Genomic DNA, 16,708 nt, shown 5'->3' with positions numbered 1-16,708 from the left:
ACCTTAGCGTCGCACCGCAGCCATAACCTTTTCAGAATCTCGCACTTCCTTCCAAAGTATGGGGGGGGGGAGGGGATACACGCAACCATTCAGTTGCATATCTAGACGCCTGCACCCAAACTCGGCCTCCTCTGTGTTCCAGGTCACCCGCCGCGTCAGTTTCTGTCCGATAAAATCATCTTGAGGACTCCATAACAATGTCTCGCAAGAAACTGATTGCTGCCAATTGGAAGATGTACAAGACGCCCGCTGAAGCGAAGGCGTTTGTCGATGCATTTCTACCGCTTGTTGCCGGACACACGCGCGACGAGATCGCCATTTTCCCTTCGCCCGTCCTGTTGCCCACGGTCACCGCCGCATGCAAAGCCTCCAATGTCGCAGTCGGCTGCCAGAATATGCATTTCGCTGAAGAAGGCGCCTACACCGGCGAAACCTCGGTCGGCCAGCTCATCGCGGTCGGTGGAACGCACACTCTGATCGGCCACTCCGAACGCCGCCAGTATTTCGCCGAGTCCGACGAAATCGTCAACAAGAAGCTGCACACTGCACTCAAGCACGGCATCGTTCCCATCGTTTGCGTAGGCGAAGTTCTCGCCGAGCGCGAAGCCGGCAAGACTGAACAGGTGCTCAAGACTCAAGTCACCGGAGCATTCGCCGGCATCACGCCCGAGGCCGCCGCGTCGATCGTCATCGCCTACGAGCCGGTATGGGCTATCGGCACCGGCAAAACCGCTACACCCGCCATGGCCGTCGAAGCTCACAAGATCATTCGCGCCGAAGTAGCCAGGCTGCTCGGGGCCGGTGTCGCTGCAAAAATGCGCATCCTTTACGGCGGCAGCGTTAAGTCAGAAAACGCCAACGCCCTCTGCTGTGAGGAAGAGATCGACGGCGCCCTCGTCGGAGGAGCCAGCCTGAAGCCCGACTCCTTTACCGCCATCGTGAAGTACTAATCAGGTTCCGTGTGCTTACCACCGGACTGGGTGCCCCAGGTCTCGCTTCTGAGACCTGGGAGACCACGACAGCGACTCCTGCGAACAAAGTTATGGCGGTACTCGTACGATTGCTAATGCCTGGAATGGCGAATGTTTCAAACACCGTAACGCCTGGACCCTCGGGTGCGCATTCCTGGTGTTCGGCGTGTGATTTACCTCGTGAATTGAAGGAGCGCAGTCCCATTGGCGTCTCAGCACCACATACAACTTGCCTGAAGAGAAGTGCCATCTGACCTCCGAGGAGGATGGTCATGGCAACGAAGAAGGCAACCCAAAAGAAATCCAGCTCAAAAAAATCATCGGGGCGCAAATACTCCTCTTCCGCCGGCAAGGATGTCGAAAGAGAGATGCGCGCGATGAAGCAGGGCAAGCTGAAATCCGGCCGCAGCGGCAAGAAGGTCACCAATCCGAAGCAGGCCATTGCCATCGGCCTTTCGGAGGCACGGAAAGAAGGAAAGAAGGTTCCTGCGAAGAGGTCGTAGGCGACGTAGGTTGTGGCATCACAGAGAACGATGCCTCGCCTGCTTCGCGCATTTTCCATTGCGATTCTCTTTTGCGGTTGTCATTCGATTACGAGGCTCTCGTTGCCGGTGACGTGACCAGGTTGAACTTGGTGGTGGCGGTCTTCCTGTCTCGTTCGATAGCGCCGAAGTCAGAGCTTTCCACGAAGCTCGCCTTCTTCGATCTTCGCCTCAATCGCCAAGGCACGGATTTCAGGGTCTTCCTCGTTTTCGCCGGTGCAGGGATCGAATGCATAGGCATGCCAGGGGCAAACTACCTTGCCGCCCTCGATTGATCCTTCGCCAAGAGGGCCGCCTTCGTGTGGACAGGTTCCATCGAGAACACAGATCTTTCCGTGCACGTTGGCCACACAAAGGGCGCGGCCGGCGACCGTGAACTCCTGCACTACGCCCGCCTGAGGCAGCTCGCCCTCAGAACAAATTCGCACAAATTCCGACATGATCAACTCTCCCGTCGCCTCGCCGTGACCGCGATGGCCCAATTAGCATAAACCTGTAGCGCCACTTGTGAGCAAGTGAAGATGAGCAAAGCCAAGTCGACTCGAAAAGACCGCACATCCGTGCCAGCGCGCTCCGCCAACTTGCGTCCTTACGGCAGCGGCGCTTCCGCACCACCCACCGTTTCTGCAAAATGGCTGCTGAGCGCCATCGCGATGGCCCTCGCCGGCGCTCTGTTCTGCGCGTGGGGCACGTTGTGCTTGCTCTTCTGGCAGGGAAACTGGCAGTTGCTGTACCATCCCACCTCCGCTGTTACGCGCACGCCCGCCAGCGTGAATCTGGCATTCGATTCCGTCGAGTTTGCCACCAACACAGCTGGCGAGCCGCAACTACGCGGCTGGTGGATTCCCGCGTCGTCCCATGCGCACTACACCGCAATCTATCTTCATGGCGCTGACGGCAACCTTGGCGACGCGGTTGATGCTCTTGCGCGACTGCACGCATCAGGGTTGAACATCTTTGCCTTTGACTATCGCGGATATGGGCAGAGCCGATTTGTGCACCCCAGCGAAGCGCGGTGGCGGGAAGACGCCGATTCTGCAATCGGCTACCTGACTGGAACCCGGCACATTCCGGTCAATGCCATCATCCTCGTTGGTAAGGACCTCGGCGCCAATCTCGCCGTTGAGACCGCCGCAACGCATCCCGATCTTGCCGGCGTCGTCCTCGAACAGCCGCTTGCATCTCCCACGCTGGTCATCTTCAGCGATGCACGCGCGCACCTTGTGCCGGCGCACTGGCTGGTGAGCGACCGCTGGCAAACCTCAGCGGCTGCCGGGAACATCCTGATTCCATCGTTGTGGTTTTACTGGACGGCCGAGCGCAGTGAAGAGTTGGAACAGGATAAGCCGGAAGTCTATGAGAAAGTGCCGGCCCGCAAGATGCTCGTCTGGCTCACCAACGCGCCGGATGAACAGGAGCAATTCCGCTCCGCGTTGTCGAGTTGGCTGGATCAGTTGCCGGCAGTCGCGCGATGACTCAGCGCGGCATGTCGCGGTGCACAGCCTTCACCTGATAGCCGGCTTTCGTCAGCCGCCTTGTCAGCTCCTCAGCCATCATCACGCTGCGGTGCTGCCCGCCGGTGCAGCCGAACGCAACCGTCAGGTAGCTCTTCCCTTCTTTCACGTAATGCGGCATCAGAAAGAGCATCAGATCAGTGACCTTTGTGAGGAATTCTCCCGTCTGCGAGAAACCCGTCACATAAGCGGCGACCTTCGGATCGAGGCCCGTCTTGTCGTGGAATTCCGGTACAAAGTGCGGATTGGGAAGGAAGCGCACGTCGAACACCAGGTCCGCATCCAAGGGCACTCCGTTCTTGAATCCGAAGCTGAGGCAGGAGACCAACATGGTCTGGTTCTGATCCCCGCGCCCAAATCGCTTCTGGATCTCCGCACGCAATTCATGCACATTGAATCGCGAAGTATCGATCAGGGTATCGGCGACGTTGCGAATGGAATCGAGCATCTGCCGCTCTTCTACAATGGAACGCGAAACGGTCTCAGAGCGCCGCAGGGGATGCGGTCTGCGCGTCTCGGAGTAGCGCCGCACCAGAACCGGGTCCTGCGCATCGAGAAAGACGACCCGGGTGGGCAGCACCCTTTTGACGCGCTTGATGATCTCGGGCAACCGATCGAATGCCTGTCCTTCACGCACGTCTACGACGATCGCGGCGCGATCAATGTCCTTGGATTTTTGCACCAGGCCGGCGAACTCGGGCATCAGTTCCAGCGGCAAATTATCCACCGCCTGATAACCAAGGTCCTCAAAGGTTTTGAGCGCGGAGGCCTTCCCCGCACCGGAGATCCCGGTCAGAATAACCAATTCCTTCTTTGAGGTTTTCGCTGCTCTTTTCCGTTCCGTCGAACGAAGCATGCCGGAGGTCGGATGAGGAGGAACCATGCGCCCATCGTACACCCTTTCGCGCGCACACCAATCCGTCGTCTACCGGTCTGTTACACGAAGGTTACACTCACCCTTCAGGGAACTTCGACGAGTTCCATCTGCCCATCACGGCGGCGATGCAACACAAATAAGTCGCCAACCCGGTCGCGAAAGATGAGCAAATCGCGGTCTCGGAATTCAGCGTCCTTCACGGCCTCCTCGATCGTCATCGGCTTCACCGCGATCGCCTCGCCGCTCTTCATGATGTGCGGTTCCACGATGGCGGTGCTGGCCGGAAACGAGTGCACGGCGATTGAGGTTTTCACCTTTGCGCGGGTCAGCTTGCCGTTTTCGGCCAGCCCCTCAGGCTGCGCGCCGCGCTTCGGATGGGTCACGGGCGGAGCGTTCAGCAGCTTGTCCAGCTTGGGCAGGCGCTTGCGCTCAAACTGGCGATCGCGATAGCGAAGCGCCTGATTTTCGGCATGCTGGATCGCAATGCGCAATGCGGCCTCAAGCGTATCGGCCTTGCCGGCCGCCTCAATGGTTTGAACGCGCGCCTTGATGGTCAACTCTGCAATCTGCAGATGACGCTGCGCGCGAAAGGTGATGCTGGCGCGTGCGGTTTTGCCCAGGATTCTGCCGACCCGTTCCAACCCTTCTTCGGCTTGAGAACGTACGGACTTGGGAACGCTAACTTGCCTTGCGGTGAACTCCACTTCCATGGTCAGCCTCCGCTCTTCCCTCTCCGGGCCAACGAGGCTTCCGAAGAGAATCGGATTGTATAGCATTTCGCCGCACCGCGAAAACGCGCGCAATCCGCCCGTTCAAGGATTCTACGATTCCGGGCTTCAGTCCGGCGAGGCCCCGGTTGACCCGTACCCACCCGACGGGCCGATTGTGAGTCTGGGCGGTCAGCCTGCTCGGTGAGGGCATCGCCCATTAGCACGCTGCAAACCCCTGACCGGAGCCTCCCTGTCGATTCAGCGCTGGACTGACAAACTTCGTTGACCAGGCAAAAAATGGCTTCGCGATTTACAGCACGAGCAGAATAGAATGTGCACGATGGCCCCCGTGACTACATCGCCAACTTTGAAGTACGCCGACATGGATGGTGAGCACTTTTTTACGCTCGCCGCCGAGTGCACAACCATCGGCCGCGCGCCCGACCAGGATCTCGTTCTCAAGGAGGCATATGTTTCGCGCCGTCATGCGGTGATCACCCGGCAAAATGGCCACTTTGAGCTCGCCGATCAGAATAGCTCGCACGGCACATTTCTGAACGGTCAGCGGGTGGAGCATTCTCGGCTCAAGTCTGGCGACACCCTTCAATTCGGATCCCTCAATGCAGCCACGTTTCGGTTTCTGCAGGCCACCGGCGTCGCTGACAGCGGTTCCAGCCTAGCGACCGATCTACTTTCGGCACTCTCTGTCTTTGCGCCCACCGACAAGAGCGTTCCTCAGCCCGCCCGGGAGATTGAGAAGCTCAACTTTTTGCTGAATGCGGCTCGCCAGCTCAATGCGGGCGGCGCCATCACGGACATCTTTCACGCATTGCTGCAGCTTTCGCTCCAGCTGACCGGAGTAGATCGAGGTTTTGTTTTCCTGCTCGAAGGAGAAGAGATGCGCCTGGCCCTCGGTCTGCGATCGGATGGAAACACGGTCGAAGAGGACCCCTCTGTTTCACGCCGGGCCATGCAAAAGGCAGTTGAAAGCGACTCCAAGTTTTTTCTCAGTGATACGCTGGCCGACGACAGCGCCTCGGGGTGGGCCAGTGTGGTGGCCAACTCCATTCGCAGCATTTACTGCATTCCACTGCGCAAGCACATTTCTCCCGCCGAGCCCAATCGCCTGATGGGCATGCTTTATCTCGACAGCCAAGTGGGAGCCGGCAGCCTCAGCGAGATCGATCACCAGGTGCTCGACACGCTCGCTAACGAGGCATCCACGCTTCTGCACAACGCGCTGCTCGCCAAGACCGAGCAGAAGGCTCGCCAGGCCGCGGATGAGCTGGCCGTTGCCGCGTCGATCCATTCAGGGCTGATGTCGATTACGATGCCGCGGCTCAACTTTGCCGAACTCCGCGCACGCAGCCTTCCCTGCCATGCGATCGGCGGCGATTTCTACGACGCCATCGTGCTCGACGACAGCATCTGCCTGGTAATTGCCGATGTGTCTGGAAAAGGCGTCCCGGCGTCGATTGTCGCTGCTACACTTCAGGGCATTATTCATGCGCTGATGCTCACGGGCCAGTCGCTGCCGGAAATTGCGGACCTCGTGAATCGCTTCCTGTGCACGCGGCAGGTGGGCAAGTATGCCACCATGATCGTGCTGAAATTGTTTCCAAACGGCTGCGTCGAGTATATGAACTGCGGTCACATTCCGCCGCTCCTGATCACCCCGACTGGAACCCGCTACCTGGAAGAAGGAAACCTGATCGTGGGGATCATCGCCGAAGCCACCTACGAATCGGCGCAGTTCACCCTGCAACCCGGCGACCGCATCCTGCTGACCACCGATGGCATCACGGAGATCGAAGACAAGCGAGGCCAGCAGATCGGGATTGAGGGCCTTGCGGGTCTTGCGTACCTGCCCAGTCTCGACGCATTGATCGAACATCTCACCCGCTACCAGGCTTCCAGCGAAGCCCAGGACGATTGGACACTTCTTGATATTCGCTATACCGGAAAGTAGCCCCGATCGGGGAAATCGGGGCAGGTTCTTGACTCAACCCGATACGGTGATGGTGTGGCCAGTTTGCTGGTTTCCGTCAGGATTGCAAACGCCGGTGAGCGGGCAGCCATAACTGACCTCCCCGTCGTTCGCAGGAATGTAATATTCGTCGTCACCGGGATAAGTGCCAGGTTCGACCTGTCCGGCGGGAAGAAAATTGGGAAACACACCATGCTGATCGTCATAACACCACTGGCACTGGTGGGTTACATGAATTTGAAGTTGATCCTGGTTCTTATTCATCTTGAGATTGCCGCCGTTATTTGGAATCGTGAGTTTTTTCGTGCTTCTCGGCATTTGGTTTTGCCTCCCTGATTTCTGTCGTTGCACAGCACTATCCTGCACCCACAGATTGCAGGCCCGGGATTTGATTTGGCTATTTGCCTGCCGGCTTGAATCGCGAATCTGCAATCAATCCCTGCAGGCCCGGTGCATTGCGAATGTCCTCGAGCGCGTATCCTTTGGCAATGGATCTCTCAACGTACTTCAACGCTTGCTCTCGGTCCCCTAAGTATTCGTAAGCCTCCCCAATATTTGAGAGAACATTTGGATCGTCCGGCGCCAGCGCGAGCGACGTCCTGATGCGGAGCAGCGCCTTATCACTCATCTTGTCGGCGGCGTACAGATCTGCCAGCATCGATTGAGCAACCGCATCCCGCGGCTTCAGTTGTACAACCTTCTCTGCAAGTTCTTCTGCCTTTCGCCTCGCGGCCGCCGCCTTGTCCGTCTGCTTAGCGCCTTCATAGGCAATCATCAGGTCGTTCCACGCCATGTAATCATTACCATTGATCTTCAGACCCTGCTCGATTGCCTCCGCGCCTTCGAGATAACGCCGCTCCTGTATGAATAGCATTCCGAGATTGGCATACGCCGGATACCCCGGACTGAGCGCAATTGATTTCTTTAAAGCCTGTTCAGCCAGTGGCATCGCCTTCGCGCCGCCTTCATCCACGTAAACGCTGCCAAGGTTCGAGTACACCTCAGCGTTATCGGGTGTAATTTGGATCGCCTGTTGATACGCCGCGATCGCCTGCGGGTATTTGCCCTGGCGATCATAGAAGGCTCCCAATTCGTTGAATCCAAACCACTCATCCGGCCTCAATGCCGAGGCGTCCTGGAATGTCTTTTCGGCATCCTCTATTCGACCCGATGTTTCATAGGAGCGCGCCAATCCATCCAGCGCCGCGGCATCTTTAGGATCCAGTTGCAGTGCATGTTGGAACTCCTGCAACGCTAGATCATGTTTACCCAGCGCATCGTGGATGCGCGCCAGCGTCACAAACGTCGCCGGCACACGATTGTCCAACTCCGATGCCTTCTGGCAATACGCCTGAGCTTCATCGAGCCAATGCGAATTCTGCTCCACCACGTACTTGAGCCGGTATACCTCTCCCAATTGCGAATAACCCAGCGCAAATCCTGGATCGGTCTGGATGGCCTTTTTCAAGGACGCTATCCCCAGATCCAGGTTGCCCGGCTTGTCGAAGCGCTGGGTGTAACCGAGCGCCGTAAGGTAATCCTCATACGCGGCAGGATTCAGCGATCCCCCCGTATTGTGCAGCATGTCCGCCGTTACCGAAATATTCATCAACTTCGCAAGACGCGAGACTGCTTCGTCTTCGAGCGTCGACAAATCGCCTGCAGGATCCTCTACCATCGCCGAACCCACCTGGCGCAGATTCTTCGTGTCAATCAGGTTCACCGTGAGCCGGATGTCGTTCCCATCCCTCTGCACCGACCCCTTCACCACGAGATTCGCTCCAAGTTCTTTCAGTGCATCCCCCGGATCGTTCACATTCCGGCGCCGCACTTCGCTATTCGGAACTACCCACAGCGACTGGTTCCCCACATCCAGGTTCGATAGACGCCCCGCCAGCGAATCCATCAATCCATCGGTCAACGCAGCATTCTCAGGATTGCTGCCGACATTGTCGAACGGCAAAACAGCAACGTGCTTTTCAGTGTGCGCGCCGGTCACCAGCGCAACCAACTTCTCGCGAAGTGGCGTGATGAATGCAAGGGCCATTCCCAAACCAAGCAACAGCACCAGCACGGCGAGCAGCCAGTTTGTAACAGGAGATCTCTTCCTTACGGGTGGTCCCCACGCCCCGCGCGAGGCCTCCTGAAGCAAACGCCGCGTTTGGGCGTTGGTGCGCCCACCACGTGCCGCGGAAGGCAGCTTCTGCGTCGCATCCGCAACCGCCTCGTCCGCCGGAATTTGCTTCTCTGCCGCATCCAGATCCGCCAGAAACTCCGCGCACGATGCGTATCGCCGCTCCGGATCCTTGGCCAGCGCGCGATACAGAATTGGCTGCAACGCGGGATGCACCCGGTCCAGACCCTTCGGAGCCTCGTTCAGAATCGCGTACAACATCCCGGTGATGCTTTCTGCGTGAAACGGCGTGTTGCCGGTAAGCATCTCCCCAAACGCCACACCCAGCGCCCAGATATCGGAGCGCTGGTCCACCGGCCTGTCCATCGCCTGCTCGGGGGACATGTAGCGGACTGTTCCCGTAACACCAGTGTGCGAAGCCGTCTGCTCGGTCATCGCGCGCGCTAGGCCAAAGTCCACAATCTTGACTAGCCCGGAAGAGGTCAACATCACGTTCGAGGGCTTCACGTCGCGATGCACAATGCCGTGGCGATGTGCTTCGCCGAGTCCCTGCGCCATTTGCCGCGCGATCCCGATGGACTCGTGTACCCTCAGCGATCCCTTCTGAATCGGCTGCGCCAGCGACGAGCCTTCGTAGAAGGCCATCACGATAAACGTGAAGCCGTCTTCGGTCTCCTCGATTCCATGGATGACGCCGACGTTGGGATGATCGAGCGACGACGCCGTGCGCGCCTCGCGCAGGAATCGCTCCTTTTCGCGCTCGCTAGCGTTCAGTTCCGGCGGCAGAAACTTCAGCGCAACCGTGCGGTCGAGGCGCTGATCGCGCGCACGATACACCACTCCCATGCCGCCCGATCCGGCAATCGAAAGCACCCGGTAATTGCCGGCAATGAGATCGCCTTCCGAGAAGCTTGTCTTCAACACAGGCACAGGCCGACCTCAACACGCCCATAAGCGCTCATGCGCAAATGCAAACAAGACTACCGGGATAGCAAGGGGGGAGCGCAACGATCGCGGTGATGTGAGAATACGACCCGAGGGAAGGCTATTGCAACGGTAACTAACATTTAGGCTTAGGCGTCGCGTTGCCTCCGCTGGTGCGTAGAGGGGATATTCATGTCTTCGCGGTATTTTGCCACCGTGCGCCGGGTCAACTGGATGCCCTGATCCTGCAGCTTGGCTGCAAGCTGGTCGTCGGTCATGGGGTGGCGGGGATCCTCATCGTCGATGAGCTTCCGAACCTTGCGTTTCAGCAGCAGCAGCGGGGTGTCGGCGCCTTCAGGCCCATTCGATCCTTCCGAGAAGAAGAAGCGCAGTTCGATCACGCCCTGCGGGGTATGGGCATACTTGTTGGCCACGGCCCGGCTCACCGTTGAGGGATGCACGCCTATCTCTTCGGCCACTTCCTTGATCATCATCGGCCGCAATGCTTCGATGCCCTGGTCGAGGAAATCCTGCTGCCGCCGGACAATCACTTCACAGGTTCGCAGAATCGTGCTCTTGCGTTGCGCAATGTTGCGCATCAACTGCATCGCTGAACGAAAGCGCTCCTTGACGTACTCCTTGACTTCCTTCTCCGTGCCTTCTGCCACCAGCATGCGCCGGTAACGCGCGCTCAAACGGAGGCTGGGCAGGTCCTCTTCGTTCATCGAGACCGCCCACTCGCCTCCGCTCTTGGTAAACACCACGTCCGGCTCGATGAGGCGCGTCTGTTCCCGGTTGTAAAGTCTTCCGGGCCGCGGTTCCAGGGTACGGATGAACTCTATGCCTGCATGGGCCTCTTCGGGCGTCACATGCAGGGACTTCGCCAAATCCTTCACATCGCGTTTCTGCAGCAGCTGAAGGTGGTCATGCACAATCTGCGAGGCCACTTCCATCGAACGGCGTCGCTCTTCCAGCTTCGCCTCGGCCTCAACTTTGAAGCCGCGATGAGGATCTTCCTCCCCATTTTCACCGTGATGCTCATAGACCTTGCTCAGTTCCGCTTGCTGGGCCGAAATCTGGGTCAGAAGACATTCGCGTAAATCCGACGAAGCAACCCCGGCCGGATCGAGGTGCTGCACCAGGTCGATGCCTCGCTTGACCAATTCGCTTAGCGCTTCCCGGGTCTTTCCCTCGTTTTCAGGAAACTGCGCAAACGCGTCAATCAAATCGTCGTGGCTGAAGGTAAGATATCCGTCTTCATCCAGGTTGCCGATGATAAAGTCGGCCGCGATAGCCAGTTCCGGCTCGAGCGTCAGTGCTCCCAGTTGCCACGCCAGGTGATCCGTCAGCGTGGTCGGCTGCGAAAGAAAGTTCTCGAACGAGGGCTTCTCGCTGTCTTCATACTCCGGCTGGGTGCGGTATCCCGGATCCAGATAGTCCTGAAAATATGAACCGAAATCGATCTCGTTGAAGGGGTCCTTGGGCTCTGTCGCAGCCTCCGTCGTGCCTACATCCAATCGCTCCGGAGGCTGCAGATCGTGTTCCTGCTTGCTGGCCACCTCGTCCAGCATCGGAACGGTCTCGTCGATCTCTTCCAGGACGGGGTTTTCCACCATCTCGGCATCGATCATTTCCTTCAGTTCGAGCTTGTTGAGCGCGAGAACGCTCACCATCTGCATCAGGCCCGGGGTGAGGACCTGGCGTTGCGACACCTTCAGGTTCAATCTAGGTTGTAACAGCGCCATACAAGGGACTCGATTCCCAATAGGACTTGCTCTAAGTGTAGTCGGGTAGCAGGCGCGATGCACGCCCACCCCCAGTTCAGGCCCCGGATTTACGTCCAGGACTCGCGTTCCGCGGTCACGTCTCGGCTTGGCCGGCCCGCCTCTGGAAATTTGCTTAGGCAGCCGAGCGTTTTTCAAGACCACCGGGCCTGGATCTGCCGGCATCCGCTGGTTGTCGTCACCCGGAAATCTTGTTAATTCAGCGAGAAACCCTCACCGAGGTAGATGCGGCGAACCTCGACGTCGTTTCCCAGTTCGTGCGGCGTACCGGCGCGGAAGATCCGCCCTTCGGCAATGATATAGGCGCGATCGGTTACGCTCAACGTCTCCCGCACGTTGTGGTCGGTAATCAGGATGCCGATCCCAGCCGCCTTAAGGTCGAAGATGATCTTCTGCAGTTCCAGCACGGCAATGGGATCAATGCCGCTAAAGGGCTCGTCGAGCAAGATGAAATTCGGTTGAATGCACAGCGACCGGGCGATCTCAACCCGCCGCCGCTCGCCGCCCGACAGCGCGTATCCGCGCGTTCCGCGAATATGCCCGAGGTTCAGCTGAGCAATCAGGCGTTCGGCCCGCGACTTCCGTTCCCGCGTATCGAGCGCCTGCGCCTCGAGCACGGCGAGGATGTTTTCCTCCACCGTAAGCTTGCGAAAAACCGACGGCTCCTGGGGAAGGTAGCTGATGCCGTAGTTGCGGGCACGCAGGTACATCGGCAGCCGGGTAATATCTTTATCGTCCACCATGATGCGACCCGTTTCAGGGGCCACCAGTCCGACGATCATGTAGAAACTCGTCGTTTTGCCGGCGCCGTTCGGCCCCAACAGCCCCACGACCTCGCCGCGCGAGATCCTCAGGTTCACTCCGCGCACCACCTGGCGGCCCTTGTAGCTCTTTCCGATTCCCTCAGCGATCAGTGTTTCCATCTAGCTCTCGGGCGTTGTCATAAACGCCCCAACTACCTCGGCGCCGTCGTTACCGTCGTCGTCTTGCGTCCATCGCCTTCGATACTGACGCTATCATCGCGACTATTGAAAATCAAAGCCTGCCCGGTCACCGTCCCGTGCGTTGGATCTGTCAATTTCGGCGGCGCAGCGGCGGTTCCGGTCAGTACATAGTTGCCGGTGTCGCCTGTATAGACGAGTTGTTCGCCTGTGCCGCTGCGGCCCGCGGACGAAATCTCCACGTGGCCGGTCGAGGTCATGTGGTCGACCTGCGCAGCCGCGCCATCCTTGCCTGCGTGGTTTCCGGGCGGCAGCAGAGTCAGTTCCAGTTCATTCGAAAACGTGGTCGTATCCGCAGTGCTCGACACCACCCTCCCGGTAACGCCGGCGCGCATGACGGCTTTGCGCTCCGCGCTCGAATATTTAAGATCGCCCCCGCGGACGCTTATCACCGATGGTTCTTTTTGCTTTTGCGAACTCTCAGCGCCCGGAACCGCGGCTGCCGCGCTCACCATGACCACCTGAACCGGGATCTTCGCGCTGGTCGTTTGCGCCACCAGGGTCTGTTTGGTCCGATCGAGAACAATCATCGGGGCAGTCACAGAATTGCCCTGCTGCCATAGGCGCACTTTGCCCTTGAAAGTCGCAGTGCCGGTTGAATGCCGCAGTTCCGCGTTCTCCGCGATCACGTGCGTCGGGCCCTGCGCGCCGAAGTTCGCATTCACGCTTCCCGCACCGCCCTTGTCCCGCCTGGTCCCGAGAGCTTCGCCGTTCCACGTTGCCTTGACGTTGCCCTGCGCGAAGGCATCGCCGGATTCCTGCGACACATTCAGTTTTTCCGCTGTCAGTTCCAGCCCTCCGTCTCTCACGCCCGGGCCTTGCGTCAGGTGCAGCCACTGGCCGGCATTGTCATAATCAGCGTGTCCGGCAGTCGCGCGCAAAATTGCTTGCGCAACGCCTGCTTTCGCCGGTGCCTGCTCGGTCAACACCACATTTCCGTCCACGGTGGCCGTCCTGATCTGCATCTCCTCACCCGTCGCACTGGGACCCCTCTCTTTTGCATTTCCTGCTGCGGCCAGGTGAGCCTCTAGAGCGTCGCCGTTCATCGTCTCCTGGGTTCCGCTCGTCGTCGTCTCCGCGATTGCCGTGTGGCCACGACCAATCAGTTTTGTCAGCGCTCCGTTGGCGCCGAACTCTCCGGTAATATCATCCGCACTCAGTTTTTCGGGAGTCGCGGGCGAGTTTTCGCGCTGGCTCGTCGACGCTACCGAGACACCTCCGATTCCGTGGATCGTCGCCGGCTCTACCTTGCCCTTGCGTGCATTTCTGAATGCCAGATCTGCGACTGGCGACATCCAGACCCGGTGAGTACGCAGAGGTCCGCGCGCAGACTCCGTCTCGTCATCGCTCTCGATCTGAACCCCGCGCTCGAGATGCACGCTGCGCAGCACTCCCTGCGATGCGAAAGCCAGATCCATCGTCGGCGACGTTCCGTGAATCTTGCGGCCTTTGGTGTCGGAATCGATCGTGACTCCGCCTTCCAGGTGCCCGCGCAGCGGCTGGTTGTGTTCGTCAAAATCGAGCGTTCCAGTTGGCGCCACCAGCTTCCCGCCCGCCGCTGTCACCAGCTGAAATCCCCTGCTCGCGAGAAGACGCTCGGCCGAACCATCGTCTCTGAAGTAGACTTTGGCCTCCGCGGCGCTGGAAACATCGTTGCGATAGCGCACCAGCGCGGCCACAAGATCGCACACCTGGTCGTCTCGTTCAAAGACCGCATGCTGCGCAGACAGACTCACGGGATCTTGGCCGCGCTGCACCTGCAACTGCACCGCGTGATCGAGCACGAGCAGCCCATCGTGCGAGTCGTAATTCGCGCCCATGGCGCTGCCGCTGCCTGCCGTCAGCGTGAACTCTACCTTCTCAACGGTGGAAGCCTGCCCGCTATTGCGGTCAAAGATCAGTCCGCTGGTCTTCACCTGTATTTCGCCGCTGGCAGCGGTATGTGCCGCCGAAGCCAGCGAACTATTCTTCTGTTTGGGGGTCATCGCCTGGTTTGTGGTGGCCTTGGGGGCGATCGCAGGAGCCACGGTCGGCTTCATCAGAGTAATCTCCACCGGGCCTACGGCCTTTGCAATTCCACTGTCCGGGTCATATTCGAACTCATCGCCCGCAATGCGGTCCACGCGGCTGCCATCTTCGGCGTAGAGCTCGATATTCACTTCGTGCAGTTGCAGAAATACTTTGCCGCCCCGTTTCAACTGAATCTGCTTTGAGGCGCGAATCTTGTAGAGCATGTGTCCGCGCACCTCGTGCGTGACCACTAAACCGTTCGCCTCTTCTTGAATATTCAGTCCAAGTTTATGCGGCAGGTCCTTGCGAATAAAGCGGTTTCGAAACCGCGCGGTTCCCAGAAACACGCCCAGTGCGATCACCAGCAGCACTCCAGCCACCAGCACCAACGTACGCAGTCGTTCGATTGTGAAGCGCACCGTTCCCCTCAGTTCGCCATTCCCAGCCGGGCAGCGAGTCTTTGCGCCAGGCTTTCTCCCAACTCGCTCCACAGCAAACGTGCTGTCGCACCTGAGTCCTTCTCTGCCGCCGTCGTCAGTTCCACCAGCTGGCGCACATTCTCTTCCACGTGACGCGCAGCCGTGGAATCGAGCTCGATCTCCTCGTCGAGAAACGCCGCATCACTGCCGAAGTTGATGCGGATGTGCCCATCCTGTTCGTACGCGCCCTCATCAAAGAGCGGCCCGTAACCGGTGACGCTCACCAGGCGCAGCTCCCGCGCCCAGCGGATCTCTGTCGCCGCACTGTCATCCTGAGTGGAACCAAGAGGAGCCGGAAGCCTGCCTTGCGCTTGTTGAAAGGGACCTGCGGCAGCTATCTGTGGAATCTCAGGCTCCCACAAACTCCATCCAATCTGAAATTCGTAGGCATAGTCTTCGTGCAGCAGTTCCAGAGCATCTGCCACGGCTTGCCGCGGCTCAAGCCCGCGTTCACCGTGTCCAAATACCTTCTGAAACACGGGCGACTCGCTCCAACCTACTGGCCACACGGTCGCGGAATAGACGCGAGCCTCGCCGCCGTGTTTGGGAAATGCTCCAAGCACAGCCGTCAGCTTGTCTGCCAGCCCAGCCAAGCGCAGATTCGGGTACCAAAAACTCAAATACAGAGTGTCCGCCATCTCTATTAATTGTAGACGCGCCCCATCCACGGTCGATGCTTCCCAAATCTACCGATTACCTCTTGCGACCGCCGCATAGCAGCGCACATCCTATAAGAGCGAAGGAGTTTTCATTCATGTCCACAGCTTCTCAAGCCGTCTCCGCTGCTGCCGCCGGAACCATCGCACTCGGCAATCTCACCGTCAACCGCCTCGGCTATGGCGCTATGCGCATCACCGGCAAGGGCATTTGGGGACCGCCCGCCGACCATGCCGCCGCGATCGCGACGCTGCGCCGCGCCGTTGAACTTGGAGTCAACTTCATCGACACGGCCGACTCCTACGGCCCCAATGTTTCCGAAGAATTGATCGCCGAAGCCCTCTCACCCTATCCAGCCGGATTGGTCATCGCCACCAAGGGCGGATGGGAGCGCGTCGGCCCCGGCCAGTGGATCCACAATGCCAGCCCGAAGCATCTTCAACAGGCGGTGGAAGGTAGCCTCAAGCGTCTCCGGCTCGACCGGATCGCCGTCTACCAACTCCACATCCCCGACCCTGCCGTCTCCTTCGATGCATCGATGGAGACTCTCGCCAGCCTGCGCGAAGCAGGAAAGATTCAAAACGTCGCTCTCTCCAATGTGACGCTTGAACACCTCGAGCGCGCCCGCAAGATTGTTCCCATCGACTCCGTGCAGAACCGCTACAGCTTCGCCGACCGCGAATGGGATTTCCTGCTTGACCACTGTGAAAAGAACGGCATCGCCTTCATCCCGTGGGCACCACTGGGGCAAAACCGGCAGGCAAACGACGTCCTGGACAAAGCCGCCAATGCACTGCAGGCATCGCCGTTGCAGGTCGCGCTCGCCTGGCTGCTCAAGCGCTCGCGGGTCACTCTGCCCATCCCCGGCACGTCGTCGGTGGCGCACGTCGAAGAGAACATCGCGGCCGCAGGTTTGAAACTGCCGGACAAGACCTTCAACGAACTCTCCGCCGTGCAGTCGCCTCACGCAGTGCTGCGCTAATGCAGAAAAGGCCGGCCGTGCGATTCCACCGCGACCGGCTTCAACCTCACCTGCTATTCTGCGCTGCATGAAGCACGCGCCCCTCTCGATCAGTCTCGCGCTTCTTATCGTGCTCAGCGCGTGCAAGTCCGCTCCC

The 16,708-nt window shown here is 59.1% G+C and carries 14 protein-coding genes; 5 read left to right on the top strand and 9 right to left on the bottom strand.

The genetic code is table 11. The annotated features are described in order from the left end of the window. The first annotated feature begins 197 nt into the window (after nucleotides 1-197). Both tpiA and VK574_RS15275 read left to right on the top strand, forming a co-directional pair. Nucleotides 198-950 carry a triose-phosphate isomerase gene (gene tpiA / locus VK574_RS15280; RefSeq protein ID WP_472800721.1) on the top strand — a complete coding sequence of 251 codons (753 nt, stop codon included), beginning with the start codon at nucleotides 198-200 and terminating at the stop codon, nucleotides 948-950. 293 nt (nucleotides 951-1,243) lie between these two features. Further along, nucleotides 1,244-1,474 (top strand): DUF6496 domain-containing protein, encoded by a 231-nt coding sequence (locus tag VK574_RS15275; RefSeq protein ID WP_472800720.1) that lies wholly within the window; start codon nucleotides 1,244-1,246, stop codon nucleotides 1,472-1,474. A gap of 170 nt (nucleotides 1,475-1,644) precedes the next feature. On the opposite strand, the gene VK574_RS15270 is transcribed toward VK574_RS15275, so the two are convergent. Further along, nucleotides 1,645-1,953: a Rieske (2Fe-2S) protein gene (locus tag VK574_RS15270; RefSeq protein WP_472800719.1), complete on the bottom strand. Its 309-nt coding sequence runs from the start codon at nucleotides 1,951-1,953 to the stop codon at nucleotides 1,645-1,647. 81 nt (nucleotides 1,954-2,034) lie between these two features. Here VK574_RS15270 and VK574_RS15265 point away from each other — a divergent pair, with 81 nt between their 5' ends. Further along, complete coding sequence (locus VK574_RS15265; RefSeq protein WP_472800718.1) at nucleotides 2,035-2,988, top strand: alpha/beta hydrolase; 954 nt, start codon at nucleotides 2,035-2,037, stop codon at nucleotides 2,986-2,988. Nucleotide 2,989: 1 nt separating this feature from the next. Here VK574_RS15265 and rapZ read toward each other — a convergent pair whose 3' ends face one another. Both rapZ and VK574_RS15255 read right to left on the bottom strand, forming a co-directional pair. Beyond that, nucleotides 2,990-3,910 (bottom strand): RNase adapter RapZ, encoded by a 921-nt coding sequence (gene rapZ / locus VK574_RS15260; protein WP_472800717.1) that lies wholly within the window; start codon nucleotides 3,908-3,910, stop codon nucleotides 2,990-2,992. 77 nt (nucleotides 3,911-3,987) lie between these two features. Further along, nucleotides 3,988-4,680, bottom strand: coding sequence for an HPF/RaiA family ribosome-associated protein (locus VK574_RS15255; protein WP_472800716.1), 693 nt, complete (start codon nucleotides 4,678-4,680; stop codon nucleotides 3,988-3,990). A 265-nt stretch (nucleotides 4,681-4,945) separates the two neighbouring features. Between VK574_RS15255 and VK574_RS15250 the strand changes: the two genes are divergently transcribed. Next, nucleotides 4,946-6,583 (top strand): SpoIIE family protein phosphatase, encoded by a 1,638-nt coding sequence (locus VK574_RS15250; protein WP_472800715.1) that lies wholly within the window; start codon nucleotides 4,946-4,948, stop codon nucleotides 6,581-6,583. A gap of 33 nt (nucleotides 6,584-6,616) precedes the next feature. Here the strand turns inward: VK574_RS15250 and VK574_RS15245 are convergent, their stop codons facing one another. The 6 genes from VK574_RS15245 to VK574_RS15220 form a co-directional block, all read right to left on the bottom strand. Next, on the bottom strand, nucleotides 6,617-6,919 hold the full coding sequence (locus VK574_RS15245; RefSeq protein ID WP_472800714.1) for a hypothetical protein: 303 nt from the start codon (nucleotides 6,917-6,919) through the stop codon (nucleotides 6,617-6,619). A 79-nt stretch (nucleotides 6,920-6,998) separates the two neighbouring features. Beyond that, a complete protein-coding gene (locus VK574_RS15240; protein ID WP_472800713.1) occupies nucleotides 6,999-9,665 on the bottom strand; it encodes a protein kinase domain-containing protein in 2,667 nt (888 codons plus the stop codon). 143 nt (nucleotides 9,666-9,808) lie between these two features. Next, the gene (rpoN, locus tag VK574_RS15235; RefSeq protein WP_472800712.1) at nucleotides 9,809-11,404 is read right to left on the bottom strand and encodes an RNA polymerase factor sigma-54; all 1,596 of its coding nucleotides are present in this window, start codon (nucleotides 11,402-11,404) and stop codon (nucleotides 9,809-9,811) included. A gap of 233 nt (nucleotides 11,405-11,637) precedes the next feature. Next, nucleotides 11,638-12,366, bottom strand: coding sequence for an LPS export ABC transporter ATP-binding protein (lptB, locus tag VK574_RS15230; RefSeq protein ID WP_472800711.1), 729 nt, complete (start codon nucleotides 12,364-12,366; stop codon nucleotides 11,638-11,640). 32 nt (nucleotides 12,367-12,398) lie between these two features. Beyond that, the gene (locus tag VK574_RS15225) at nucleotides 12,399-14,873 is read right to left on the bottom strand and encodes a hypothetical protein (protein ID WP_472800710.1); all 2,475 of its coding nucleotides are present in this window, start codon (nucleotides 14,871-14,873) and stop codon (nucleotides 12,399-12,401) included. Between the two features lie 8 nt (nucleotides 14,874-14,881). Continuing rightward, nucleotides 14,882-15,571 (bottom strand): hypothetical protein, encoded by a 690-nt coding sequence (locus tag VK574_RS15220; protein ID WP_472800709.1) that lies wholly within the window; start codon nucleotides 15,569-15,571, stop codon nucleotides 14,882-14,884. Nucleotides 15,572-15,687: 116 nt separating this feature from the next. Between VK574_RS15220 and VK574_RS15215 the strand changes: the two genes are divergently transcribed. Next, complete coding sequence (locus VK574_RS15215; protein ID WP_472800708.1) at nucleotides 15,688-16,572, top strand: aldo/keto reductase; 885 nt, start codon at nucleotides 15,688-15,690, stop codon at nucleotides 16,570-16,572. Nucleotides 16,573-16,708 lie beyond the last annotated feature (136 nt).

This window comes from Occallatibacter sp. (assembly GCF_035317045.1).
GTDB lineage: Bacteria > Acidobacteriota > Terriglobia > Terriglobales > Acidobacteriaceae > Telmatobacter.
This window is presented reverse-complemented; position numbering and strand designations above follow the sequence as displayed.

What these genes read in the sequence shown, in the direction of transcription:
- rpoN (WP_472800712.1), bottom strand. Translation starts at nt 11,404, where the DNA reads ATGGCGCTGTTACAACCTAGATTGAACCTGAAGGTGTCGCAACGCCAG.
- VK574_RS15250 (WP_472800715.1), top strand. Translation starts at nt 4,946, where the DNA reads ATGTGCACGATGGCCCCCGTGACTACATCGCCAACTTTGAAGTACGCC.
- lptB (WP_472800711.1), bottom strand. Translation starts at nt 12,366, where the DNA reads ATGGAAACACTGATCGCTGAGGGAATCGGAAAGAGCTACAAGGGCCGC.
- VK574_RS15255 (WP_472800716.1), bottom strand. Translation starts at nt 4,680, where the DNA reads ATGCTATACAATCCGATTCTCTTCGGAAGCCTCGTTGGCCCGGAGAGG.
- VK574_RS15215 (WP_472800708.1), top strand. Translation starts at nt 15,688, where the DNA reads ATGTCCACAGCTTCTCAAGCCGTCTCCGCTGCTGCCGCCGGAACCATC.
- VK574_RS15220 (WP_472800709.1), bottom strand. Translation starts at nt 15,571, where the DNA reads ATGGCGGACACTCTGTATTTGAGTTTTTGGTACCCGAATCTGCGCTTG.
- VK574_RS15265 (WP_472800718.1), top strand. Translation starts at nt 2,035, where the DNA reads ATGAGCAAAGCCAAGTCGACTCGAAAAGACCGCACATCCGTGCCAGCG.
- VK574_RS15245 (WP_472800714.1), bottom strand. Translation starts at nt 6,919, where the DNA reads ATGCCGAGAAGCACGAAAAAACTCACGATTCCAAATAACGGCGGCAAT.
- VK574_RS15270 (WP_472800719.1), bottom strand. Translation starts at nt 1,953, where the DNA reads ATGTCGGAATTTGTGCGAATTTGTTCTGAGGGCGAGCTGCCTCAGGCG.
- tpiA (WP_472800721.1), top strand. Translation starts at nt 198, where the DNA reads ATGTCTCGCAAGAAACTGATTGCTGCCAATTGGAAGATGTACAAGACG.
- VK574_RS15275 (WP_472800720.1), top strand. Translation starts at nt 1,244, where the DNA reads ATGGCAACGAAGAAGGCAACCCAAAAGAAATCCAGCTCAAAAAAATCA.
- rapZ (WP_472800717.1), bottom strand. Translation starts at nt 3,910, where the DNA reads ATGGTTCCTCCTCATCCGACCTCCGGCATGCTTCGTTCGACGGAACGG.